The organism is Thalassovita sp. (genome assembly GCF_963691685.1).
Classification (GTDB): domain Bacteria; phylum Pseudomonadota; class Alphaproteobacteria; order Rhodobacterales; family Rhodobacteraceae; genus Thalassobius.
This window is the reverse complement of record NZ_OY829290.1, coordinates 3,389,130-3,412,594: the sequence shown is the minus strand read 5'-3', so window position 1 is coordinate 3,412,594 and position 23,465 is coordinate 3,389,130. Positions and strand designations below refer to the sequence as shown.

At 60.6% G+C, this 23,465-nt stretch carries 22 protein-coding genes; 14 read left to right on the top strand and 8 right to left on the bottom strand.

All coding sequences use genetic code 11. The annotated features are described in order from the left end of the window. The first annotated feature begins 49 nt into the window (after positions 1-49). The 4 genes from ACORLH_RS16335 to ACORLH_RS16320 all read left to right on the top strand — a co-directional run bounded on the left by ACORLH_RS16335 (position 50) and on the right by ACORLH_RS16320 (position 4,313). A complete protein-coding gene (locus tag ACORLH_RS16335; protein ID WP_321829396.1) occupies positions 50-400 on the top strand; it encodes a hypothetical protein in 351 nt (116 codons plus the stop codon). Positions 401-776: 376 nt separating this feature from the next. Then, positions 777-995, top strand: coding sequence for a hypothetical protein (locus ACORLH_RS16330; RefSeq protein ID WP_058244832.1), 219 nt, complete (start codon positions 777-779; stop codon positions 993-995). A 140-nt stretch (positions 996-1,135) separates the two neighbouring features. Continuing rightward, positions 1,136-3,184 (top strand): acetyl/propionyl/methylcrotonyl-CoA carboxylase subunit alpha, encoded by a 2,049-nt coding sequence (locus tag ACORLH_RS16325; RefSeq protein WP_321829395.1) that lies wholly within the window; start codon positions 1,136-1,138, stop codon positions 3,182-3,184. Between the two features lie 40 nt (positions 3,185-3,224). Next, a complete protein-coding gene (locus ACORLH_RS16320) occupies positions 3,225-4,313 on the top strand; it encodes a DUF6492 family protein (RefSeq protein ID WP_321829394.1) in 1,089 nt (362 codons plus the stop codon). Positions 4,314-4,317: 4 nt separating this feature from the next. On the opposite strand, the gene ACORLH_RS16315 is transcribed toward ACORLH_RS16320, so the two are convergent. Further along, on the bottom strand, positions 4,318-4,818 hold the full coding sequence (locus ACORLH_RS16315; protein ID WP_321829393.1) for a DUF4174 domain-containing protein: 501 nt from the start codon (positions 4,816-4,818) through the stop codon (positions 4,318-4,320). 156 nt (positions 4,819-4,974) lie between these two features. Here ACORLH_RS16315 and scpA point away from each other — a divergent pair, with 156 nt between their 5' ends. After that, complete coding sequence (gene scpA, locus ACORLH_RS16310) at positions 4,975-7,104, top strand: methylmalonyl-CoA mutase (protein ID WP_321829392.1); 2,130 nt, start codon at positions 4,975-4,977, stop codon at positions 7,102-7,104. Positions 7,105-7,306: 202 nt separating this feature from the next. Beyond that, entirely contained in the window at positions 7,307-8,245 is a 939-nt protein-coding gene (locus tag ACORLH_RS16305; protein ID WP_321829391.1) for a DMT family transporter, read from the top strand. A 117-nt stretch (positions 8,246-8,362) separates the two neighbouring features. Here ACORLH_RS16305 and nhaA read toward each other — a convergent pair whose 3' ends face one another. Next, positions 8,363-9,544 (bottom strand): Na+/H+ antiporter NhaA, encoded by a 1,182-nt coding sequence (gene nhaA / locus ACORLH_RS16300; protein ID WP_321829390.1) that lies wholly within the window; start codon positions 9,542-9,544, stop codon positions 8,363-8,365. Between the two features lie 92 nt (positions 9,545-9,636). On the opposite strand from nhaA, the gene ACORLH_RS16295 reads away from it, so the two are divergent. The 5 genes from ACORLH_RS16295 to ACORLH_RS16275 all read left to right on the top strand — a co-directional run bounded on the left by ACORLH_RS16295 (position 9,637) and on the right by ACORLH_RS16275 (position 13,158). Further along, positions 9,637-10,248, top strand: coding sequence for a VOC family protein (locus tag ACORLH_RS16295; RefSeq protein ID WP_321829389.1), 612 nt, complete (start codon positions 9,637-9,639; stop codon positions 10,246-10,248). Continuing rightward, complete coding sequence (locus ACORLH_RS16290; RefSeq protein ID WP_321829388.1) at positions 10,245-10,739, top strand: N-acetyltransferase family protein; 495 nt, start codon at positions 10,245-10,247, stop codon at positions 10,737-10,739. The genes ACORLH_RS16295 and ACORLH_RS16290 overlap by 4 nt, the downstream gene beginning before the upstream one ends. 146 nt (positions 10,740-10,885) lie before the next feature. Further along, a complete protein-coding gene (locus ACORLH_RS16285) occupies positions 10,886-11,578 on the top strand; it encodes a molecular chaperone DjiA (RefSeq protein ID WP_058244825.1) in 693 nt (230 codons plus the stop codon). Then, positions 11,578-12,636 carry an endonuclease/exonuclease/phosphatase family protein gene (locus ACORLH_RS16280; RefSeq protein ID WP_321829387.1) on the top strand — a complete coding sequence of 353 codons (1,059 nt, stop codon included), beginning with the start codon at positions 11,578-11,580 and terminating at the stop codon, positions 12,634-12,636. Before ACORLH_RS16285 ends, ACORLH_RS16280 begins: the two co-directional genes overlap by 1 nt. Positions 12,637-12,762: 126 nt before the next feature. Further along, positions 12,763-13,158 (top strand): hypothetical protein, encoded by a 396-nt coding sequence (locus ACORLH_RS16275; protein ID WP_321829386.1) that lies wholly within the window; start codon positions 12,763-12,765, stop codon positions 13,156-13,158. A 12-nt stretch (positions 13,159-13,170) separates the two neighbouring features. Here the strand turns inward: ACORLH_RS16275 and ACORLH_RS16270 are convergent, their stop codons facing one another. From ACORLH_RS16270 to ACORLH_RS16255, 4 genes are all read right to left on the bottom strand, one after another. Further along, the gene (locus ACORLH_RS16270) at positions 13,171-14,745 is read right to left on the bottom strand and encodes a Ppx/GppA family phosphatase (protein ID WP_321829385.1); all 1,575 of its coding nucleotides are present in this window, start codon (positions 14,743-14,745) and stop codon (positions 13,171-13,173) included. Positions 14,746-14,796: 51 nt separating this feature from the next. Continuing rightward, the gene (locus ACORLH_RS16265) at positions 14,797-16,971 is read right to left on the bottom strand and encodes an RNA degradosome polyphosphate kinase (RefSeq protein ID WP_321829384.1); all 2,175 of its coding nucleotides are present in this window, start codon (positions 16,969-16,971) and stop codon (positions 14,797-14,799) included. A gap of 51 nt (positions 16,972-17,022) precedes the next feature. Beyond that, positions 17,023-17,640 (bottom strand): DnaA ATPase domain-containing protein, encoded by a 618-nt coding sequence (locus tag ACORLH_RS16260; RefSeq protein WP_082626395.1) that lies wholly within the window; start codon positions 17,638-17,640, stop codon positions 17,023-17,025. A gap of 80 nt (positions 17,641-17,720) precedes the next feature. Further along, positions 17,721-18,788, bottom strand: a complete 1,068-nt coding sequence (locus ACORLH_RS16255) for an AI-2E family transporter (protein ID WP_321829382.1) — start codon at positions 18,786-18,788, stop codon at positions 17,721-17,723. 278 nt (positions 18,789-19,066) lie between these two features. Here ACORLH_RS16255 and proS point away from each other — a divergent pair, with 278 nt between their 5' ends. Together proS and ACORLH_RS16245 are read left to right on the top strand one after the other, a co-directional pair. Then, positions 19,067-20,419: a proline--tRNA ligase gene (proS, locus tag ACORLH_RS16250; RefSeq protein ID WP_321829381.1), complete on the top strand. Its 1,353-nt coding sequence runs from the start codon at positions 19,067-19,069 to the stop codon at positions 20,417-20,419. A 184-nt stretch (positions 20,420-20,603) separates the two neighbouring features. After that, on the top strand, positions 20,604-21,506 hold the full coding sequence (locus ACORLH_RS16245) for a haloalkane dehalogenase (protein ID WP_321829380.1): 903 nt from the start codon (positions 20,604-20,606) through the stop codon (positions 21,504-21,506). Between the two features lie 13 nt (positions 21,507-21,519). Here the strand turns inward: ACORLH_RS16245 and ACORLH_RS16240 are convergent, their stop codons facing one another. Continuing rightward, positions 21,520-22,185, bottom strand: coding sequence for a helix-turn-helix transcriptional regulator (locus tag ACORLH_RS16240; RefSeq protein ID WP_321829379.1), 666 nt, complete (start codon positions 22,183-22,185; stop codon positions 21,520-21,522). 136 nt (positions 22,186-22,321) lie between these two features. Here ACORLH_RS16240 and ACORLH_RS16235 point away from each other — a divergent pair, with 136 nt between their 5' ends. Beyond that, positions 22,322-22,468, top strand: a complete 147-nt coding sequence (locus ACORLH_RS16235; protein WP_321829378.1) for a hypothetical protein — start codon at positions 22,322-22,324, stop codon at positions 22,466-22,468. A gap of 146 nt (positions 22,469-22,614) precedes the next feature. Here the strand turns inward: ACORLH_RS16235 and ACORLH_RS16230 are convergent, their stop codons facing one another. Further along, on the bottom strand, positions 22,615-23,295 hold the full coding sequence (locus ACORLH_RS16230; RefSeq protein ID WP_321829377.1) for a hypothetical protein: 681 nt from the start codon (positions 23,293-23,295) through the stop codon (positions 22,615-22,617). Positions 23,296-23,465 lie beyond the last annotated feature (170 nt).

Sequence of the window (23,465 nt, the reverse complement as noted above, 5' to 3'; positions counted from 1 at the left end):
GTCGGCCTGTTCCGGTCAGCCCGCGCGCCCTTATCAAAGGGAGCAAATCATGCTGAAACATCGCGGGTTTCCGGGCCGTATGCCCAGCACCGATTACCAATTCACCATCCGCCGTGCGAACCCCAAAGGGGCGACCGCATTGATTGCGCGCGAACGCTACCGCGACCGCCGCCCGCCAGACCGGCGTGCCGACACCGCCTTTATGAAGGCGCTGTGGGAACATTTTGGCGAACAGCCGTTTGAGCGTGGCAATCTGGATGCAGGCCGTTTGAGCTGGATGTTTGGCCGTGAGGTGCTTGCCGCCGAAGATCCCTTTGATCCCGAAAGCTATGAGGCGCTCCTTGTCATTGATGAGGCCAAAGCCCGTGCGGCTTTCCCTGAGGCCTTTGAGGAAGAGTAATCGGCATGAACTTGCGCAGCCCCCAGAGATTTGAGCAGGAAGCGGCCCAAAGCGCCGCGGCAGGTGCCGCGCGCTTGGCTGACTGCGCGCTCTGGGGCAGCGTGATCTTCGTAGGCAGCGCCCCAAAGCCTGGGGGCGTATCTACAGCTTGTGTCCCAAGCCATACCCCTTCCCTTTATGGACGGAGGCGCCACACCCCTGGCCCTTCGTCCGTTTTTTCCGCCATCCCCCGCATTCCGGCCCGCAGCCGCGCCTTTGTGGCCCCGCAGAACCGGCAGAGCTTTGCCGATTTTGCCGCCCCGGCAGCGCGCCCCTTGGCACTGGCGGCGGATGGCGATGTTCTCTCTTTCAGAGCAACAAGAAAGAGAGGCTATTCATGCAGTACAGAACACCAGCCGCGAAAGTTTGGATCCTTGCCGTCCTGGGCGCCACTGCGCTCAGCGCTTGCGGTGACTCGGTCGCGGAACGGGCGCTTTACGGCGCCGGCGCGGGCGTTGCCACAGCTGCCGTTGTCGATGGCAACCTTGGCACCGGCGCAGTTGCTGGCGCTGCGGCCAACGTCGCTTACTGCGAACTTTACCCGTCACGCTGCTGATGCGGCGCTGACATCCGTGCGGGCTGTGCCCGCGCGCCATCAAGAATTGAACCCCACCCCGGCCGCGCGCCGTGGTGGGGTTTTTGTTGCCATGTGTCCGGGCAGCCTCCGCCCGGATGCCAAATTGGAAGGGACGAGAAATGTTCAATAAGATCCTGATCGCGAACCGGGGCGAGATTGCCTGCCGCGTCATGAAAACTGCCCGCAAGATGGGTATCAAGACCGTTGCGATCTATTCGGATGCAGACAAACAGGCGCTGCATGTGAAAATGGCGGATGAGGCGATCCACATCGGCCCGCCGCCTGCGAACCAGTCCTATATCGTCATCGACAAGGTGATGGATGCGATCCGCCAGTCGGGCGCCGAAGCGGTGCACCCCGGCTATGGCTTCCTGTCGGAAAACGCCAAATTCGCTGAGGCGCTGGAGGCCGAAGGCGTTGCCTTTGTCGGCCCGCCCAAAGGCGCGATTGAGGCGATGGGGGACAAGATCACCTCGAAAAAGATCGCTCAAGAGGCAGGCGTGTCCACTGTGCCCGGCTACATGGGTCTGATTGAGGACGCCGATGAGGCGGTGAAGATCTCTAACGAAATTGGCTATCCGGTGATGATCAAAGCCTCCGCAGGTGGTGGCGGCAAAGGCATGCGGATCGCTTGGAATGATGAAGAGGCCCGCGAAGGGTTCCAGTCGTCCAAAAACGAAGCGGCCAACAGCTTTGGCGATGACCGTATCTTCATTGAGAAATTCGTCACCCAACCGCGCCACATCGAAATTCAGGTGCTTTGCGATGCCCATGGCAACGGCATCTACCTGAACGAACGCGAATGCTCGATCCAGCGCCGGAACCAGAAGGTTGTCGAAGAGGCCCCGTCACCCTTCCTCGATGAAGCCACCCGGAAAGCCATGGGCGAACAGTCCGTCGCGCTGGCCAAGGCCGTGGGCTATGCCTCTGCCGGTACCGTGGAATTCATCGTCGACGGTGACAAGAACTTCTACTTCCTGGAAATGAACACCCGTCTGCAGGTGGAACACCCTGTGACCGAGCTGATCACCGGTGTGGATCTGGTCGAACAGATGATCCGCGTCGCCAATGGTGAGCCGCTCTCGATCACGCAGGACGACGTGCAGATCAACGGCTGGGCCATTGAGAACCGCGTTTACGCCGAAGATCCCTATCGCAACTTCCTGCCCTCCATCGGTCGCCTGACCCGCTACCGTCCGCCGGCCGAAATTGCCGCAGGTCCGATGCAGGACAATGGCAAATGGGCCGATGATGCCACCGTTGGCGAAGGCTTTGCCGTGCGCAACGACACCGGCGTCTTTGAGGGTGGTGAGATCTCGATGTATTATGACCCGATGATCGCCAAGCTTTGCACCTGGGCGCCAACCCGCGGTGAGGCGATTGAGGCCATGCGCAACGCGCTGGACGGGTTTGAGTTGGAAGGTATCGGCCACAACCTGCCCTTCGTCAGCGCGGTGATGGACCATCCGAAATTCATCAGCGGTGACATGACCACCGCCTTCATCGCCGAAGAATACCCCGAAGGTTTCGAAGGTGTGGACCTGCCGGAAGAGGCGCTGAAACGCATCGCTGCCGCCTGTGCCGCAATGCACCGTGTCGCCGAAATCCGCCGCACCCGTGTTTCGGGCCGGATGGACAACCACGAACGCCGCGTCGGCACCGATTGGGTCGTGACCCTGCAAGGCGTTGAGTTTGAGGTCGAAATCGACGCGGATCACGAAGGCTCCACCGTCAAGTTTGCTGATGGCAGCAGCCTGCGCGTGGCCTCGGACTGGACGCCGGGTGATCAACTGGCCGAACTGACCGTGGGCGGCGAAACCCTGGTGCTGAAGGTCGGCAAAATCTCGGGTGGGTTCCGTATTCGCAGCCGTGGCGCCGATCTGAAGGTCCATGTGCGCACCGCGCGTCAGGCCGAACTGGCCAAGCTGATGCCGGAAAAACTGCCGCCGGACACTTCGAAGATGCTGCTTTGCCCGATGCCGGGTCTGATCGTGAAGATCGATGTGGAAGTGGGCGACGAAGTGCAGGATGGTCAGGCGCTCTGCACCGTAGAGGCGATGAAGATGGAAAACATCCTGCGCGCCGAAAAGAAAGCCGTGGTCAAAAAGATCAACGCGGCCGCAGGCGACAGCCTGGCCGTGGATGATGTGATCATCGAGTTCGAGTGAGCCCACCCAACTTGCAGGGATAATTTTCGTGCAGCCAAAAATGTCATTTGCAACGGTCGTGTTTGGGGGCGAGGTGCCGCTCCTCGAACTTCAGGCGCGATCGCTTGCCAAGTTTCTTGATCCATCGCTGGTGGATCAGATCCTTGTGCTTGTGAATGATGCGTCTGACGTAAAGGTCAGCCGAAAACTGCGCGACATTCTCCCTGCTTATGGGCCTCTGGCGGATAAGGTCGTCATCAAAACAGGGGACGACCTTTTTGCAAAACCCGCTGTGGGCCACATCTCTGCCTGGTCGCTGGATGTGCTCAAATTGTACCTGCCATCGGTCTTGCAGTCTTGGCGCAACGCGGGATGGCGTGGGCTAAGCGGATGGCGGATGCAGCAGGCGTTCAAGCTGGCAGCCGGTGGTCTGACAGATAGCCCCTATCTGGTTATCCTTGATGCAAAAAACGTGTTCTTGCGGCCCATTGGGCCTCAGGACTTTGTGCATGATGACGGGCGGCCGCTTGCACGATTTGAGCAGTTGGGTGGCCTTTCGACCCCATGGATGAGCGCCTCCCTCAAAGCGGTCGGCTCAGAGTTGAGCGTGGCAGACATCACCAACCTCACCCAATTCATCACGCCCTTCAGCGTCAGAACAAGCCTTCTGCGCGAAACGGTCCAAACGATGGAGCGCACAGGCGGGCCAGTTCAACTGCAGTTTTTGCCGAAAAAGAACCACCCGACAGAATTCATGGCCCTCAACGCCTGCTGCTATGATGCGCGCGGCACGATTGAGGAAGATTTTGCGCCCGGTTTGGTCAATCAGGTCAGCCTGTTCCTGTCCATGTCGGACGATCAGATTGATGAACGCTTGGCGGACGCAAAACAAAGGGATGCTTTCTGTCTCAGCCTGCATTCCGCAGTGATCGGCCGGTTTTCACCTGAACAGATGCAGGGGTTTGCGGAAACCTTGGTGTCAAAGGGTATTGTCGGCGATGAGGGCGAGGCCAAGGCAGCGCTGGGCCGTGTTGCGCAGCTCAACAAAAAGCGCACCGCTTGGAGCCGCCGCCGCGCAGAGGCAAACAAGGCTGCGTTGTCCCGCAACGCCACCTCGGACAGTTCGATCAAGCTAGGAGGGGCTGAGTGATGCTCTACTCCTTGCCCAGCTGTTCCCGGATTTCCTGCTGCCGTGTCGGCCATTTGTCGATGGAGCGGGTGATTTCGCGCACCGTCCAGGGGGCAGGTTTGCGCAGTTTGACTTCACCGTCCTTGTCGATCAGCGCCAGCATGAAGCCGCGCGGGCGCAGCTTCTTGCGCAGGGCGGAACCGCTTTTGCGGTCGGTGTCGGTCATCACAACCACATCACGCAGCACCAGCTCTTCGATGTCGGATTCCAGAAATCGCATCTGTTCCACAAATCGTGGATCGGCGGCGGCATCGGCAAAGACGACAATGGGCCGTTTGACCCAGAGGAAGTCATCCAGCGTCACATCTGCGCTGTCCACGATGGGCAGGGCAGGGGCGGCAACCGTTACCGGCTCAGCTGCATCTGCAGGCGCAGTTTCGGCCACTGTGGCCTCTTGCGCCGCCAATGAGGTACCGCCCAGCACGGGCAGCGCCAAAAACGTAAGAATTCCAAACACTCGTCGCATCAAAACAAGGCCTCCTGTCGATCACGATATAGGCATCCTTGCCCCGATTGCGACCGTGAAATGCACAAATCTTGGTGTGTCGGCAGGGCCGCAGGCCATCCCACCCCATTCCCGGACAAAGGGCGCCCCTCCCGGCGCAAAGAAGAGGACCAAAGCATGACCAACAGCAAAGACGATTGGCGCAAACTGGCCGAGAAAGAACTGCGCGGCCGCCCGCTTGACGATCTCAACTGGGACACGCTGGAAGGCATCAAGGTGCAGCCGCTCTATACGGCCGAGGACACCGAAGGTCTGCCGCATATGGGCGAACTGCCAGGCTTTGGCCCCTTCACCCGTGGCGTAAAGGCCACGATGTATGCCGGCCGTCCCTGGACCATCCGCCAATATGCCGGCTTCTCCACCGCTGAAGAATCCAACGCCTTTTACCGCAAGAACCTTGCGGCCGGTCAGCAGGGTGTTTCGGTCGCTTTCGATCTGGCCACCCACCGCGGCTATGACAGTGACCATGAACGAGTCGTGGGCGATGTCGGCAAAGCCGGTGTGGCGATTGACTCGGTCGAGGATATGAAAATCCTCTTTGACGGCATCCCGCTGGATAAGGTTTCGGTCTCGATGACCATGAACGGCGCGGTGATCCCGATCCTGGCAAACTTCATCGTGGCCGGTGAAGAGCAGGGCCATGACAAGAGCCTGTTGGCGGGCACCATTCAGAACGATATTCTGAAAGAGTTCATGGTGCGCAACACCTATATCTACCCGCCTGAGCCCTCGATGCGGATCATCTCGGACATCATCGAATACACCTCGAATGAGATGCCCAAGTTCAACTCGATCTCGATCTCCGGCTATCACATGCAGGAAGCGGGCGCGAACCTGGTGCAGGAACTGGCCTATACGCTGGCCGATGGCCGTGAATATGTCCGCGCCGCGATCAACGCAGGCATGGACGTGGATAAATTCGCCGGCCGCCTGTCGTTCTTCTTTGCCATCGGCATGAACTTCTTCATGGAGGCCGCCAAACTACGCGCGGCGCGGATGCTGTGGCACCGTATCATGACCGAGTTTGGCGCCCAGTCCGAACGCTCCAAGATGCTGCGCACCCACTGCCAGACCTCCGGCGTCAGCCTTCAGGAACAGGATCCTTATAACAACGTGATCCGTACTGCTTATGAGGCGATGTCAGCGGTTCTGGGCGGCACCCAGTCGTTGCACACCAACGCGCTGGACGAAGCCATCGCCCTGCCGACCGAGTTCTCGGCGCGGATTGCCCGGAACACCCAGATTATCCTGCAGGAAGAAACTGGCGTGACCAATGTGGTCGACCCGCTGGCGGGCTCTTACTACGTGGAAAGCCTGACCAATGAGCTGGCCGAGAAGGCCTGGGCCTTGATCGAAGAGGTTGAGGAAATGGGCGGCATGACCAAGGCTGTGGCCTCGGGCATGCCGAAACTGCGGATTGAGGAATCGGCGGCGAAACGTCAGGCGATGATCGACCGTGGCGAAGAGGTCATCGTCGGCGTGAACAAATACCGCCTGTCCGAAGAAGACCCGATCGACATTCTGGATGTGGACAACGTGGCGGTGCGCGAAAGCCAGATCGCCCGCCTGAACCAGATCCGTGAGACCCGCGATGAGGCGGCGTGCAGCGCTGCGCTGGAGGCTTTGACCAAAGGGGCCTCCGAAGGGGGCAACCTGCTGGCGCTGGCCGTCGAAGCCGCCCGCGCCCGTGCAACAGTAGGGGAAATCAGCATGGCCATGGAAAAAGAATTTGGCCGTCACCGCGCCGAGGTCAAAACCCTCGCCGGGGTCTACGGTGCCGCCTATGAAGGCGACGAAGGCTTCGCCGCCATTCAGAAATCCATCGAAGCCTTTGCCGAGGAAGAGGGCCGTCGCCCGCGCCTGTTGGTGGTCAAGATGGGCCAAGATGGCCACGACCGCGGCGCCAAAGTGATCGCCACTGCCTTTGCCGACATCGGTTTTGACGTGGACGTTGGCCCGCTGTTCCAGACCCCGGCTGAGGCCGCACAGGACGCAGTGGACAACGATGTGCATGTGGTTGGCATCTCGTCCCAGGCCGCCGGTCACAAGACACTTGCACCGCAGCTAATTGAGGCGCTGAAGGACAAAGACGCCGAAGACATCATCGTGATCTGCGGCGGGGTGATCCCGCAGCAGGATTATGAGTTCCTGCAAAACGCCGGTGTGAAGGCAATCTTCGGCCCCGGTACCAATATTCCTGAGGCGGCGGAGGACATCCTGAAGCTGATCCGCGAAGCCCGCGCCTGATGTGATCGCGTGCCGGCGACGGCAGGGCAGGGAGGGCTTTGCTCTTTCCGCCCTTCCTGCGGCGGACTGCCTTCACCCAGAGTACTTGCGGCAAGATGAATGCGCAGGAAACGGATCGTGCGCTCCAAAGAACACTCTAAGATCCCCGGCAGACCACCTGTCGGGGATTTTTTTCGTGAAGACCACATCTATGAACACTTCTATGACCACCTCCCAACCCACCGCAATGACCGCGCAGAGCTTTGTGTTGCTGCTGTGCCTTGCTGCCGTTTGGGGCGGCTCCTTCCTGTTTGCCGAACTTGCCCTGCGCGAGGTGCCGCCAATGACCATCACCCTGCATCGGGTGGTCTGGGCGGTGCCTGCGCTGTTGCTGGCGTTGCGCTTGGGGGGACTGGCGCTGCCCCGGTCCGCGCGTTTCTGGGGTGGCGCCTTGGGAATGGGGCTGTTGAACAACGCGATCCCATTTTCGCTGATCTTCTGGGGGCAACAGCAGATTGAGGCCGGGCTGGCCTCAATCCTGAACGGCACCACAGCAATGTTCGGCGCGGTGGTGGCCGGGCTGTTGCTGCCGGATGAGCCTTTGACGCCAAACAAACTGGCAGGCGCTGTGCTGGGCCTTTTGGGCGTGGCGGTCATCATGGGGCCAGAGGCGTTGGGCGGTTTTGATCCGGCCAATCTGGCGCAGCTGGCGGTGCTGGGGGCGGCCCTGTCTTATGCGCTGGCCAGTGTCTGGGGCAAACGTCTGCTGGGCGGCCATCCGCCTTTGGTAAATGCCACCGGCATGCTAATCGGCGCGGCTGTCTTGATGTTGCCTGTGGTGCTGCTGGTCGAAGGCCCACCCCGGTTTGATCTTTCCGCGGGTACCTTTGGGGCGCTCGCCGGGCTGGCGCTCCTGTCGACGTCTTTGGCCTATGCCCTCTACTTTGCAATCCTGCGTCGGGCCGGGGCGGCCAATCTGATGCTGGTCACCCTGTTGATCCCGCCCTTTGCCATTGCGCTGGGCGCTCTGGTCCTGGGAGAACGGATCGGCGCGGCCGAGGGGGTAGGCTTTGCGGTGATCGCTCTGGGCTTTGTGGTGACAGACGGACGTCTGTTGTCACGGTGTCGCCGCGTAAGTCAAAAGCGCGGCGCGGGCTCGTAAGCGCAACGCCCCCTTTCAATGTTCCCCAAATACTCCCGCCGGAGGCGGCGCAGCGATAGCCACAAAAAAGGCGCCCGAAACAGGGGCGCCTTTTTGCAGTCTTTCAGTGTGAAGAAATCACGCCGCTTCGGTCTGCGGCTCTTCTTTCTCGCGTCCCGCCAGCAGCAGCGCACCGGCGCCCAACAGGGCCGAGATGGCTGAACCTGACAGCACGCCAAGGCGCACCTGGTTCATCATCGCCGCATCCGAGAAGCTGAGCGAGCCGATGAACAGTGACATGGTAAAGCCGATGCCGGCCAGACAGGCGACGCCGTAGATATGCATCCAGTTGGCGCCATGCGGCATGCGTGACATGCCGGATTTGACCATCACATAGGTGATGCCAAAGACACCCAGCTGCTTGCCCGCGATCAGACCCAGGGCGATGCCCAGTGGCAGCGGCGCAAAGAGATCGGCAAAGGTCATGCCCTGCAGCACCACACCGGCGTTTGCAAAGGCAAAGATCGGGATGATCAGGTAGAGCACATAGGGCGTCAGGCCGTGTTCCAGCGAATGCAGCGGGCTCTTGCCCCATTTGTCGGTCAGCGGGATGCAGAATGCGGTGACAACACCGGCCAGCGTCGCGTGGACTCCTGATTTCAGCACGAAGAACCACATCACCACACCCAGCATCAGCGCCGGGGCCACGCGGTGCGCACCTTTCAGGTTCAGCCAGATCAGCCCGCCCAGCGGCAGCAGTGCCAGATAGAGGTAATCCACCTTCAGTTCCGCCGTGTAGAACAGCGCGATGATCACGATGGCGCCAAGGTCATCAAGGATGGCCAGCGTAAGCAGGAACACCTTCAGCGATGCGGGCGCCCGGGTGCCCATCAGGGCCAGGATCCCCAGCGCAAAGGCAATGTCGGTTGCGGCGGGAATGGCCCAGCCGGAAATCGAAGGCAGCCCCCAGTTGAAGAAGACAAAGATCAGCGCCGGTACGATCATACCGCCCACAGCCGCCATGCCCGGCAGCACCACATCGGCGGGGTTCTTCAGTTTGCCTTCCATCATCTCGCGCTTCAGCTCAAGACCGATGAGGAAGAAGAAGATCGCCATCAAACCGTCGTTGATCCACAGGATCAGCGGCTTCTTCAGCCCTTCGCCGTCCAGTGTGACCGCCAGATAGCTGCCCAGCACGCTTTCATAGGTTCCAGACAGGGCCGAGTTTGCGACGACCAGCGCGGCCACCGCAGAGAGCATCAAGAGGATGCCACCCGAGGCCTCATGCCTGAAAAATTTGTCGATTGCGCGAAGCAGCATTGCGTTTCCTTTACTCTGTATCCAAGTTTCCTGCCGAGATGGGTTGAATATTGCTTGGTGCAATACCAACGACTGGGGAGAAAAACTGTTTAATGCTGGTTCTAGACCATATTGCTGTTGCGGCAAACACACTTGATGAGGGTCGCGCCTTTGTGGCGCAGCGTCTTGGGATTGAAATGGGCCCCGGAGGGCAGCATGCGCGCTTTGGTACCCACAACCTGCTGATCGGATTGGAAGACGGGCTTTATATGGAAGTCATTGCAATTGACCCTGAGGCACCCCCGCCCCCGGATGCCCGTTGGTTTGATCTGGATGGCTTTGCCGGTGCGCCCTGTCTGCACAATTGGATCTGCCGGTCTGAGGATATTGAGGCCGCGCTGGCCCAGATGCCCGAAGGGGCCGGACGGGTTGTGGATCTGGCGCGGGGCGATCTGCGCTGGAAGATGGCGGTGCCGCAGGAGGGCAAGCTTCCCTATGATGAGATCTGTCCAGCGCTGATGCAGTGGCAGGGGGATCACCCGGCCGCCAAACTGCCGCAAAGCGGCGCGCGCCTGAAAAGGTTGGAGCTGACCCATCCGGACGCAGAGACGCTGGCGGCGAAATTGGCGCCATTGCTGCAGGATCCGCGGGTTGTTCTGAAAACCGGCGAAGCTCCTTCGATGCGTGCCTGTTTTGAGGTTGAGGGCCAGGAGCGGTGGCTGTGACCCCCGAGATCCGGCCAGCCAAGGCCGCAGATGCGGCGGCGATTGCGGCGATCTGGAACAAGATCATCGTTGAAACCACGGTGACCTTCACCACGATTGAAAAGACCCCCGAGGCTGTGGCCGAAGATATTGCCGCACGTCAGGCGGCGGGGCAGGGCTATCTGGTGGCCAGTGACGGGGTGCAGCTTCTTGGGCTGGCCTGTTACGGGCCGTTTCGCGGCGGGCCGGGCTACCGTTTTGCGATGGAACATACGATCTACCTCAGCGAGGCGGCCAAGGGCCAAGGGCTGGGGCGGCAGCTGATGACCGCGCTGGAAGATCACGCGCGCGCCGCTGGCCACAGCTGCCTGATCGGGGCGGTCAGTGGGGAAAACACCGCCGCGCAGGCCTTTCACAGCCGCATGGGCTACGCCGAGGTCGGCAGATTACCGCGCGTTGGGCATAAATTCGGCCGTTTCCTCGATATGGTCTTGATGCAGAAGCTGCTTTAGGTCTTTCTAACGCGCAACTTATACCGCCCCCCCAAACCCACCGCAGCTATTTGGCGGTGGGATCTGCAATATTTCTCAAGACATTCTGAACCCTGAGACCCACCTTACACCCTGACAGCCGCAGCCCGGCAGGATAGACTGACCCCATGTCCATTTGGAAACGCATAGGCGAGGCGCTGAGCGCCCTGACCAGCGGTGAGCCGCTGAGCGAGATCTTTGACCGGCTGCGCACGCCGCCGGAACGCTCGGTCGCGTTCACGATTGCGGTGATCGCGCTCTCGGCCAAGATGGCCAAGGCGGATGGTCTGGTGACCCGGGATGAGGTCACCGCGATGCGTGAGGTGTTCCAGATCGCGCAGGAAGATGAGGCCGGTGCCGCCCGTGTCTTTAACCTAGCGCGGCGCGATGTGGCTGGCTTTGAGGATTACGCGCTGAAGATCCGGCGGATGTTTGACAGTTCAGACACCTGCCTGTGCGATCTGATGGAGGGGCTGTTCCACATTGCGATGGCGGATGGCACCTACCACCCGGCGGAGGATGACTTCCTGCATCAGGTGGCCGATATCTTTGGCATTGCTGATCATGACTTCCGCGCGCTGCGGGCCCGTTTTGTGCCGGATGCCGCGCCGGATCCCTACACTGTGCTGGGTGTGGCGCCGGAAACGCCGATGTCTGACATTCGCAAGGCCTGGAAACGTCTGGTGCGCGATACCCATCCCGATGCGATGATGGCGCGCGGCGTCCCGCAGGAGATGATCCGCATGGCCGAAAAGCGGATGATTGACCTCAACCGCGCCTGGGAAGAAATCACCGCACTGAAGGGGCCAGAGGCCGCCTGATGCGGATCGCCACCTACAACGTTGAATGGTTCAACAGCCTCTTTGATGATGCGGGCACCCTGCTGGAGGATGGTGGCTGGTCGTCCCGGCGTGATGTTACCCGGGCGCAGCAGCTGACCGCCCTGGGCATTGTCTTTACCGCGATGGATGCCGATGCCGTGATGGTGATTGAGGCACCGGATCAGAACTCCCGCCGCCAGACCGTGCCGGCGCTGGAGGCGTTTGCCGAGATGTTTGGCCTGCGCGCGCGCAAGGCGGTGATTGGCTTTGCCAATGACACCCAGCAGGAAATTGCACTGCTTTATGACCCGGATGTGCTGCAGGCCCGTCATGACCCGCAGGGCGATGAAACCGGCAAGAAGGGCAGTCAGGGCGCGCCGCGGTTTGATGGGGTGTTCCGCATTGATCTGGATGTGGATGCGACTGAGGATCTGGTGCGGTTTTCCAAACCTCCGCTGGAGTTGGCGCTGGAAACCGCCGCTGGTTTTCAGTTCCGCATGATCGGGGCGCATCTGAAATCGAAGGCCCCCCATGGCGCGCGGGGGCGGGATGCGGTGATGCGGGCCTCCATCGCCAATCGGCGCAAACAGCTGGCGCAGGCCATCTGGCTGCGGCAACGGGTGGAAACCCATCTGGCGGCGGGTACCCCACTGATGGTGCTGGGCGATCTGAACGATGGTCCCGGCCTGGATGAATACGAAGATCTGTTTGGACGGTCCTCGGTTGAGATTGTGCTGGGTCAGCAGGCCAGCCCGGCGGGCGGTGCGGTGCAAACGCCACCGGCCATGCGGCTCTACGATCCCCATGCCACAGCGGCCCTGCGCAATCGCTGGGCGCAATCCACCACCTCACGGTTTTATATTGCCGAGGAAAAGCGGTATCTGCAGGCCCTTCTGGACTACATCATGATTTCGCCTGATCTGCGGGGCCGGTCGCCGGAGTGGCGGATCTGGCACCCGTTTGAGGATCAGGCCTGTTTCGGGCGCCCTGAACTGCGTGAGGCGCTGCTGACCGCCAGTGACCATTTCCCGGTGGTGCTGGACATCGACCTGCCGTGACCCGGCAGCGCCGCCCGTTTGCGCTGCCCGGATGCGCGCAACCGGGATGAGCGAAAATAGGCGCGAATTCGGTGAGGCGAATACACCAGCCTCGGAACCGCCCCTCAGACGCGCTATACTGGCGCCATGAGACATCTGCTGATCCTCCCCGTGTTCTGCGCTGCATTCGTCGCGCCCTTTGCAACCCCGCTTGCCGCGCAAGAGGCCGAGGCGGAGGAAGAAGGGTTTTCCCTGATGGAGGAGGGGGCCAAGCTGTTCCTCAAAGGCATCATTCAGGAGATGGAGCCCGCCATTGATGAGCTGAACGACCTCACCGCCGAAATGGAACCTGCGCTGCGGGCCTTGGTGGATGAAATGGGCCCGGCCTTCATGGAGCTGTTGGACAAGGTTGATGACATCACCATGTATCACGCCCCTGAGGTGCTGCCGAACGGTGATATCATCCTGCGCCGCAAACAACCTGATGAGGTTGAGCCCCCTGCGGGGGAAGCCAATAATGAAAACGGCGCAATCGATCTGTGATCGCGGATCTGATCAGCCTTTGATCTTGACCGTGACCTCAACATCCAGCGATCGCGCCAGCGAATTCAGCCTGGATTGCGCCACTTCACCAAACAGCGGTTCCGCATCTCGGCTGAGGATCAACTCCAGCTGCTTTTTCTTTGGAAACAGACGGAATTCACCGATTTTCTGATCCGCTTTCGGCCACAGCATAGCGCCCAGACGCATGGCTTTGCCCAGCACCTCGGCCTCTTTGATGGCCTTTTCATCCAGAATGTCGAAGATCCCGGGGAAGCGACTGTCTGAGCGGCTGTTCTTGTAGCGGTTCATCAGCGCCAGCCCCAGAAACACCCGTTCGGAATGGCGCAAGCCACCAAGGTTGGCGCGGGTCACATTGTCAAAACAGACCTCCGCCCGGTAATCGGGATGGGCGCGCCAGCTGACATCATGCAGCAGACAGGCGGCTTTGATCAGCCGTTTGCGTTCCCATTTGGCGGATTTGAACAGCGGGGAGACAAAGTCATAAAGCGTTTTGCCAAAGCCAGGCAGGCGGGCATCTTTGGCTTCGGAGAACCGCGCCGCTTCGATCAATGGATCGCGTTGGCGCAGCTGATCGGGCATCTGTTCATACAGCAGACCCTCACGGATCCCGTAGGAGGAAATGGCGATGTCATGCGGCTTGAAGGTGCGGATCAGCCGTTTCAGCACCTCGCAGGCGATCGGGACAAGGATCATCCGCGCCTCAGAGATGCCGCAGGTTTTGCGCAGGGTGTCGATGCCCTGTTCTTCGACATAGGCGATGGTGTCGCGCACCGATTTTGCCGTCATCCGATATTCATGAAGCACATGCAGCGGATAGCCCCTGCGCACCATGTCGATCTTGGCAATCGCCCGCCAGGATCCGCCGACCAGAAACAGGCGGTTCGGCTGCGGGCCCATCTGTTGTGCCAGATCTTCCATGACTGCGGCGATATGGGCTTTGCGGCCCTTTTTGCCGCCTTTGATGTCGCGCAGTTTCAGCGGCCCCAGCGAGGAGGTGACGCGCTTGCCAACCTGACCATCGTTGATCTCGGCCAGTTCCAGCGAGGAGCCACCGATGTCACAGATCAGCCCGTAGGCCCCCGGCCAGCCCAGGAGAACCCCCTGAGCGGAGAGCCGCGCCTCTTCCTGGCCATCGATGACATGGACCTTGATGCCGGTTTCACGCTCAACCTCGGCCACAAAATCCGGGCCGTCCGTTGCATCGCGCACCGCCGCAGTGGCCACCGCCGTCATGGTCGGGGCATCCATGCCCACGGCCAGTTTCTGAAACCGCCGCATGGCCGAAAGCGCCCGTGCGCGGCCTTCCGGGTTCAGCTTGCCGGTTTCGGCCAGTCCTGCCCCAAGCGCACACATGATTTTTTCGTTGAAGAAATAGGCGGGTGAACGTGCCGCGCCGTCAAACACCACCATCCGGACCGAGTTTGAGCCGACATCAATCACCCCAACCCGGCTGAGCGCGCGCGAAGCCGGATCGTTGAACAAAGGCCGCCCAAAAGGACCCCAATCATCTGTGGTGTCGCCCTTATCAGGCAGAGGCTGAGCCACATGGCCGGTGGAATCGTCCATGGCGATGTTCCTTCTATACCAACACCTTGATGCCTTGACCCGGCGGCCGGGTCAATCATCCGTATGGGTCAGTTTCGGTACATCTTTTGCGCCTGCAGATCCGCGACCCGACAGCGAGGGATTTTCCATGAAGAAGCGGTGGCAGTTAAAGTTGAAGCCGCCTTCAACACGCTCGGCACGGGTGAATTTCCCGTCGGGTGCCATGACCCAGCTTTGTGCCACATCCGCCAGATTTGCCGCCATCACCTGGCTGACGATCTGGGCCTTTACGGTGGGGTTGGTGATTTCCACCAGCGTTTCCACCCGGCGGTTCAGGTTGCGGCCCATCCAATCGGCTGAGGACATATAGACCTTGGCCTTTTTCGCGGGCAGGCCGTGGCCATTGCCGAAACAGGCGATGCGGGAATGTTCAAGGAACCGCCCGACAACCGATTTCACCCGGATGTTTTCGCTCAGGCCTTTGATGCCGGGGCGCAGCCCGCAGATGCCGCGGATCACAAGGCTGATTTTCACACCCGCCTGGCTGGCCTTGTAGAGGCCATCGATGATCTCAGGATCGATGAGCGAGTTCATCTTGGCCCAAATCTCGGCCGGACGGCCAGCGCGGGCATGTTCGGCTTCTTTTTCAAAGCTTTCCAGCAGGCGCTGTTTCAGGCCAATGGGGGAAATCGCCAGATTTTCCAGCCCTTCAGGTTCGACATAGCCGGAAAGGTAGTTGAACACTTTGGTGGCGTCGCGGCCCAGCTTGTCATCGCAGGTGAACAGGCTGAGGTCGGTGTAGATCCGGGCGGTGATCGGGTGATAGTTGCCGGTGCCGTAATGGGTGTAGGTGACCAGCCGGTCACCTTCGCGGCGCACCACGGTGGAGATTTTGGCGTGGGTTTTCAGATCGACAAACCCATAAACCACATGGGCGCCAGACCGTTCCAGCCGGCGTGACTGACGGATGTTGGCAGCCTCATCAAACCGCGCTTTCAACTCCACCAATGCGGTGACGGATTTACCATCCTCTGCTGCTTCGCACAGGGCTTCGACGATGGGGGATTTCTTGGAGGTCCGGTAAAGCGTCTGTTTGATCGCCACCACATTCGGGTCAGCGGCGGCCTGCTTCAGGAAACGCACCACCATGTCGAAGGTTTCATAGGGGTGGTGCAGCAGCATGTCTTTCTGCTTGATCGCGGCAAACATATCGCCGTCAAAGTCTTGCACCCGTTCCGGCACCCGCGGGGTGAAGCTGGGCCACAGCAGATCGGGCCGCTCATCCGAGACCAGCTCCTTCACGTCGGCGATGCCGATCATGCCGTCCACTTCGACGATTTCATCCGCGTCAACGTGCAGTTCTTCGGTGATCACCGATTTCAGCATTTCTGGCGCCCCGGAGGAGATTTTCATCCGCACCACTTCGCCACGGCGGCGGCGTTTCAGCGCCACCTCAAATTCGCGCACCAGATCTTCGGCTTCTTCTTCGACCTCGAGGTCGCTGTCACGCAGCACCCGGAAGGTGCAATGGCCCTTCATGTGATAGCCGGGGAACAGCTTGTCGGTGAACAGCAGCAGCATCTCTTCCAGCGGCAGGAAGCGCAGGGTGCCGCCACTGGCGGGCAGTTGCACAAAACGGCTGATCTGTGCCGGGATCGGCAGAAGGGTGATCAATTGCCGTTTGCCGGGGCGACGTTCCAGCTGCAGCGCCAGCGAAAAGCCGGTGTTGGGGATGAAGGGGAAAGGGTGCGCCGGGTCCACCGCCAGCGGTGACAAGACCGGAAACACCTGATTGAGGAAGACATCCTCAAGATAGGCCATATCCGCATCCTCGACCCCGGTGCGGTCCAGAATATGGATGTTTTCTGCCGCCAGCTGGTTGCGCAGATCATCAAAGATCCGCTGCTGGCTCATCATCAGATTGCGCGCGTCTTCGTTGATCAGCACCAGTTGCTCAGACGGGCTCAGCCCATCGGCGGCCGGGGTCTGGTGACCTTCGCGCTTCAGCTCACGCAGGCCGGCGACGCGGACGGTGTAAAACTCATCCAGGTTGGTGGCCGATATGGAGAGAAACCGCACCCGCTCCAACAGCGGCACCTTGGGGTTTTCCGCCTCTTCCAGCACGCGCCAGTTAAAGCCCAGCCAGCTGAGTTCGCGGTTATAGAACCGGGCGGCCCCGGTTTGGTCGAGATCGGGAAGGTCGATCGGCTCCGGGAAGGGAGCGTTCAAAAAATCTGCGTGTGACATGAGGCGCTTATGCTCAAAGCATGTGAAACTATGGTGACGAGAGTGCCGCCCTTAGCCGGGATTGTCCAGCAGATCGGGCAATTCGCTTTGGCCCAGCACCTCCGCCGCCAGTTTGCGCGTCACCGGACGTTTGCGGGCCAAGGCTTCGCGGTCAATGGCAGCCACCAGATCACGGGCGGCATCAAAGCTGCGGTCCATCCGCGCCACCAGATAGGAAATCACATCCGGGCTGGGCATCAGCTGACGGTCGGCAAAGAGTTTGGCCACCACGGCCGACAGCAGCTGATCATCGGGCTGCTCCAGATTGACCGATTGGGTGCCCTGCATCCGGCTCATCAGATCCGGTAGGCTGAGCCCCCACAGATGCGCCGGCCGATCCGCGGTGATCAGCAGGGGGAAGCCTTCGGCCAGCACCAGATTGTGCAGGTGAAACAGTGCTTCTTCCAACGGGCGCAGGCCAGCAATGTCCTGCACATCCTCAACCACCACAGGGCCCATCGCCACGGCGGGGATTTCCACATCGCCCAGATCCGTGGCCTTCAGGATCAACGCACCAGAGGTCACCGCCCACACATGGGCCAGATGGGTTTTGCCGGATCCTTTCGGGCCGATCAGCGCCAGTTTGCGCCCGGACCAGTCGCGCCAGTTTTCCAACAGGACAACCGCCATCGCATTGGCCGGAGAGACAAAAAAGTCTTCCCGTCCCAGCGCGGGACGCACTGGTAGATCAAAGCTTAATTGGCGGTGGTTCACTCGTCGCGCTTTCCGGCGTGGCCTTGGTAGAGTCGGCCGCCTTTGTAATTGTCCATGCCAAAGCGGGCAACCACACCGATGGAGGCCGCCACCGGCACCGCCACCAGCATGCCGACAAATCCAAAGAGCGAGCCAAAGACCGACAGCGCAAAGATCAGCCAGACAGGGTGCAGCCCAACCGAGCTGCCGACCATCTTGGGCGTCAGCACATTGCCCTCAATCACCTGACCCAACACAAAGATGCCTGCGACCAGACCGATTGACAGCCAATCGCCCCAGAACTGAAACAGTGCCAGACCAATGGCCAGCACACCGCCGAACAGTGCCCCGATATAGGGGATGAAGGTCAGTGCCCCGGCGACAAAGCCAACCACCAGGCCAAATTGTAGCCCCACCAGCATCAGCGCCACCGCATAATAGGTGCCCAGCACCAGACAGACCGTGCCCATGCCGCGAATGAAAGAGGCCAGCGTGCCATCGATCTGTTTGGCCAGCTGACGGATCACTGGCGCATGATCGCGCGGCAGCATATCATCCACCTTGGCCACCATCCGGTCCCAGTCCAGCAGCAGATAAAAGGCCACCACAGGCACGATCACGAAGAGCATCACAACGTTGATGATCGACAAGGCTGAGGAGAAGACCGCGTTCAGCAGCTCACCGCCTTTGGATTCGATGGTCTGGCCGATCTGCTGCAGCGATTGGTTCAGGGTGGAGGTTTCATCCAGGATCTGCGGGAAGCGCTGGATCAAGAAGGCCCAGAGATCCTCAAAGGCCTGCGGCATCACCTGCAACAGCGCCGCCGACTGGTTGATCAGCGAGGGCACCACCAAGAGCACGAGCATAACAAAGGTCAATACAGCCACGATGGTAATGATTGCAGTGGCAAAGACCCGGGAAAATCCCCACGCCTCCAGCCGGTCGGCGACCGGATCCAGGAAATAGGCAATTGCGCCGCCCAGAACAAAGGGCAGGATCACATCGCCCAGATACCACAGCGCTAGGGACGATGCCGCCAAGGCCACACCCCAATACCCTACCTGTTCCTTCGCTGACAAAGCCATCTGCGCCCCCTGTTTTTGCTTAGCCTCCTATGTCGTCGGTTCTGCGCGACAGATCAAGGGGCAGGGCAGGGGCATGCCCTGTTTCGGCGGCTTCTAACCGGTTGCCGTGGAGCGTTTTACCGGCAGGCGGGACCGCCTCCGGGCCGCCGCTTGGCCGCGCGGGCATGGGACTGGGGAAAAAGACCGGCGGCCTTGGGGCCACCTTGCCCCTTGTCTGCCTTGCGCCCCTCTTCTAAACCCGTCTCTAACCAAGTTTTACCAATCCCAAGGGGTCATCCATGCGTCTGTCGCGCTATTTCCTGCCCGTACTGAAAGAAAACCCGTCCGAGGCGCAGATTGTCAGCCACCGTCTGATGCTGCGCGCCGGCATGATCAAACAGCAATCTGCCGGGATTTATTCCTGGCTGCCGCTGGGCTTCAAGGTGCTGCGCAAGATCGAAAACATCGTGCATCAGGAACAGATCCGCGCCGGTCACATCCCGATGCAGATGCCGACCCTGCAGTCCGCCGATCTGTGGCGTGAGTCGGGCCGTTATGACGGTTATGGCGAAGAAATGCTGCGGATGCAGGACCGTCATGGCCGTGACATGCTGTTTTCACCCACCGCAGAAGAACTGTTCACCGATGTGTTCCGCGCCCATGTGAACAGCTACAAAGACCTGCCACTGACACTGTATCAGATCCAGTGGAAATTCCGCGATGAGATCCGTCCGCGTTTCGGCGTGATGCGGGGCCGTGAGTTCTACATGAAAGACGGCTACAACTTCGACCTCACCAAAGAGGACGCGCTGCACGCCTATAACCGCCACCTCGTCAGCTACCTGCGCACCTATGAGCGTATGGGCCTGCAGGCGATCCCGATGCGCGCCGATTCCGGCCCAATCGGCGGTGATGACACGCATGAATTCCTGGTGCTGGCCGAAACCGGCGAGTCCGAGGTCTTCTATGACCGCGAAATCACCGATCTGACCTTTGGTGAGCGTGAGATCGACTATAACAGCGTCGAACAGTGTCAGGCCGTGCTGGAAGAGTTCACCTCGCGCTATGCCCGCACCGATGAAACCCATGATGAGGCGCTCTTCAACGAGGTGCCTGAGGAACGCCGTTGCGTCGCCCGCGGCATTGAGGTTGGCCAGATCTTCTACTTCGGCACAAAATACTCCGCGGCCCTTGGCGCCACCGTCCAAGGCCCTGATGGCAAGCCGACTGAGGTCCACATGGGCAGCCACGGCATCGGCGTTTCTCGTCTGCTGGGCGCGATCATCGAGGCCAGCCATGATGACAACGGCATCATCTGGCCCGAAGGTGTCACCCCGTTCCACGTTGGCATCGTGAACCTGAAACAGGGCGATGAGGAGGCCGATGCCGCCTGTGAGGCGCTCTACAACAGCTTCACCGCTGTTGGGCTGGAGCCGCTTTATGATGACCGCAAGGAACGCGCCGGTGGCAAGTTCGCCACCATGGATCTGATCGGCCTGCCCTGGCGCATCACCGTGGGCCCGCGTGGTCTGAAAAACGGTGTGGTCGAACTGACCTGCCGCCGCACCGGCGAAAGCGAAGAGATGACGCCGGAACAGGCCGTTCAGAAAATCATCGAGATCTACGCCCCCCACCGCGTCAACGTCTTCTGATCGCCCCCTGCAAGTTAGACCATCCAGGCCACCCCTCGGGGTGGCCTTTTTCGTTGCTGCCCCCCGCTCTTTCAATGTTCCCCAAATACTCACTGCGCGGCCGCAGACACAGCGAGCGACGCTTTCGATTTGGCGGCGGGCACAATCGGTGCATTATACCGCTTCAGACCGGAGGGAGGCCGCGATGAAGTTCTTGCGTACAGAAGACAACCGTTTTGAAGGGCTGCAGGATTATGATTTTGCGCCGCAGTACCTGACCGTTGGTCAGGGGGCTGCGGCGCTGCGGATGCATTATGTTGATGAAGGCCCGCGGCAGGCGGCCCCGGTTCTGATGCTGCATGGGGAGCCGACCTGGTCCTACCTTTACCGGCACATGATCCCGCTCTTCTCCGCCGCCGGGCATCGGGCCGTGGCGCCTGATCTGATTGGGTTTGGCCGTTCTGACAAACCGACGCAGCGCAGCGATTATAGTTATCAATCCCATGTCGACTGGCTGGCCGATTGGCTGGTGCAGATGGATCTGCAGGGGATCACATTGATCTGTCAGGACTGGGGCGGTCTGCTGGGGCTCAGGCTGCTGGCGATGATGCCGGATCGTTTTGCCCGGCTGGTGGTGGCCAATACGGCCCTGCCAACCGGGGATCAGCCGATGAGTGAGGCGTTCAAAAGCTGGCGCGCCTATTCGCAGGCCGCAGATCCGTTCAATGCGGGCCGGATCGTCTATGGTGGCACCATCAGCAAACTGACCGAGGCAGAGGTCGCCGCTTATAACGCACCCTTTCCTGATGAATCCTATCTGGCCGGCGCGCGGCAGTTTCCCATGTTGGTGCCGGACAACCCCGAGGATCCCGCCGCCCAGCCCAACCGCGATGCCTGGCAGGTGCTGAAAGGGTTGGATCTGCCGGTGCTGACCGCCTTTGGCGCTGAGGATAAGGTGATGGCAGGGATCGATGGGGTGTTTCAGAAACTGATGCCGGGCGCGGCGGGGCAGCCGCATGTCCTGTTCCCTAATGCGGGGCATTTCCTGCAAGAGGATGTCGGCCCGGAACTGGCGCGCAAAACGCTGGCGTTCATCGCAGATACCTGAGCGCGCGACAGCGTTACATCAACAGTTCTTCGACCAGCTGCGAAAATAGCTGGGATTTGCCGCTGACCCCGGCCTTGCGATAGATCGCGGTGGATTGCGCCTTGACCGTGCCCTGTTTGGTTTCCCTCAGCGCAGCAATCTCACTGGTCGACATGCCTTTCAGCATCAGCCAGGTGACGTCCCGCTCAGCCTCGGTCAGTTCAATCCGGGCAAAGAACTCCTCGACGGCATCGGTAAACTCCCCAGCGGTAAGACGGTGGGCGTGATCGGCGCGCGCCTTGGCGGCCTGGGCGGAGAGGCTGAGGCGCAGGCTGGTGAAGGCGCCCAGGATCAGCCCGGCACAGGCCCCCAGTTCAACCAGTTCCCGGGTCTGCCACCGCAGCGGCAGCGAGGGCAGATCAAAGATCGAGGCCAGGATTTCCCAGGTGAAATAGCCACCGCAAAGGCACTGCAACAGCACCAGCCCCAAGCCCAGACCCGTGCCCAAACTTGAGCCGAGTTGTGGGCGCAGCGCTGCCAAACTGGCGTTCTTCTTGTTCATGATCCCCATCTTGCGGTGCTCAACGATTTGGTCGATCACCGCCACCTTTGTCTCTGTCCGGTCGCTCTGGGCGGTCCGGCCGATCTGGACGGTCGGGGGGCTCAGGGCGATCCGGGGCAGGATCAGCAGGTTGGGCACCAGGTCCCGGTGTGGGGATTTGACCGGGACCTGGCAGCGGTAGAACGGTGGGTGCAGAAGGGACTTTCCCTGCGTTTTCCTTGGCGTTTGCATCCAACGCAAACACCCGATCACGCAAAACCTCGTCAGACTTTCGATGGATGACAACTTCACGCAAGTTCTCGCCATTCTCGGCCGTGATCAGAATACGGCCCAGCCAGGTGCGTTTGACCTCGACGATCACATAGCCATCCGCCTCGATCCGAGACACGATCGCGGCGTCGACCCTTTCTTCGGCCTGTAGGACGACAGGCCAGGACAGAAGAAAGCCCAGAAGGGGAGCGTAAAGAGGTCGCATCATATCAGCCTTTAGCTTCTACACATTTCGCCTACCGCGTTGGGGAAGGGGATGTCAAATCCCCTAAACCGTAACGATATGGGCGGGGGGGATCACTCGGTGGCGGCACCCCCCTCAGATGCGCCGCCCGCACCCGAACGATCCCCGCCACCTTTGCCGGGGCCGTTGCCCCGTGCTGCGCCCGGGCCTTTGCCAGCCCGTTTGCCGTGACCCGCGCCTTGACCGGACCCATCGCCCGAGGGCGCACCGGCCAGATCTAGCGCGGCGACTGCGTCCCGCAGGGCCTGGCGCTGTTCATCTGTAAGGGCGGATTTGTCGATTTCGGCCAATTTGGTGGTTTCACCGGTCAGGGGATCTGTCACCTCAACCGCGCTCATCAGCTCACGTTTGACATCGCGCCGGGTCACGCCCTGGGTGCGGGCCTCTTCCAGGATATCGGCCAGTTCTTCATCACTGAGCGCGGCAATGTCGATTTCCTCCAACGCCACCAGAATGCCGGTGTCAGGATCGGTCACGGTGACATCGTCCAGCAGCGCCGATTTGATGGCGCCTTTGGCGTCTTTGCGGCTGTAGCCGAGATCCTGCAGCTCTTTGCTGATCGCATGGATTTGCGCGCGGCTCAGGGCGGCCAGATCCACCTCTGTCAGGGCGACGGTGTCCCCGCTGATCGGGTCGGTGACCTGTGGCACCTCCTGCGCCGCGAGGGGCAGCGCGCAGACGGCGCTGGTCAGTAGGGCGGAGAAGCCGGCCCGGATCCAATAGGTATATGTCATTCGCGTTGCCTTTCGTTTTCACTGGTCGTTTCTGCGTGTGGCGGTGGCTTGACGCTGGACCCTGATGGCCGCGAAACGGCGGCGGCCTCTATTGGTCAAAAGCTTGTTTTTGCGCGCATAAACCAAAGTCATACGGCGTGTTTGCAGGGGATTTCGCGGCTTTGGCCGCT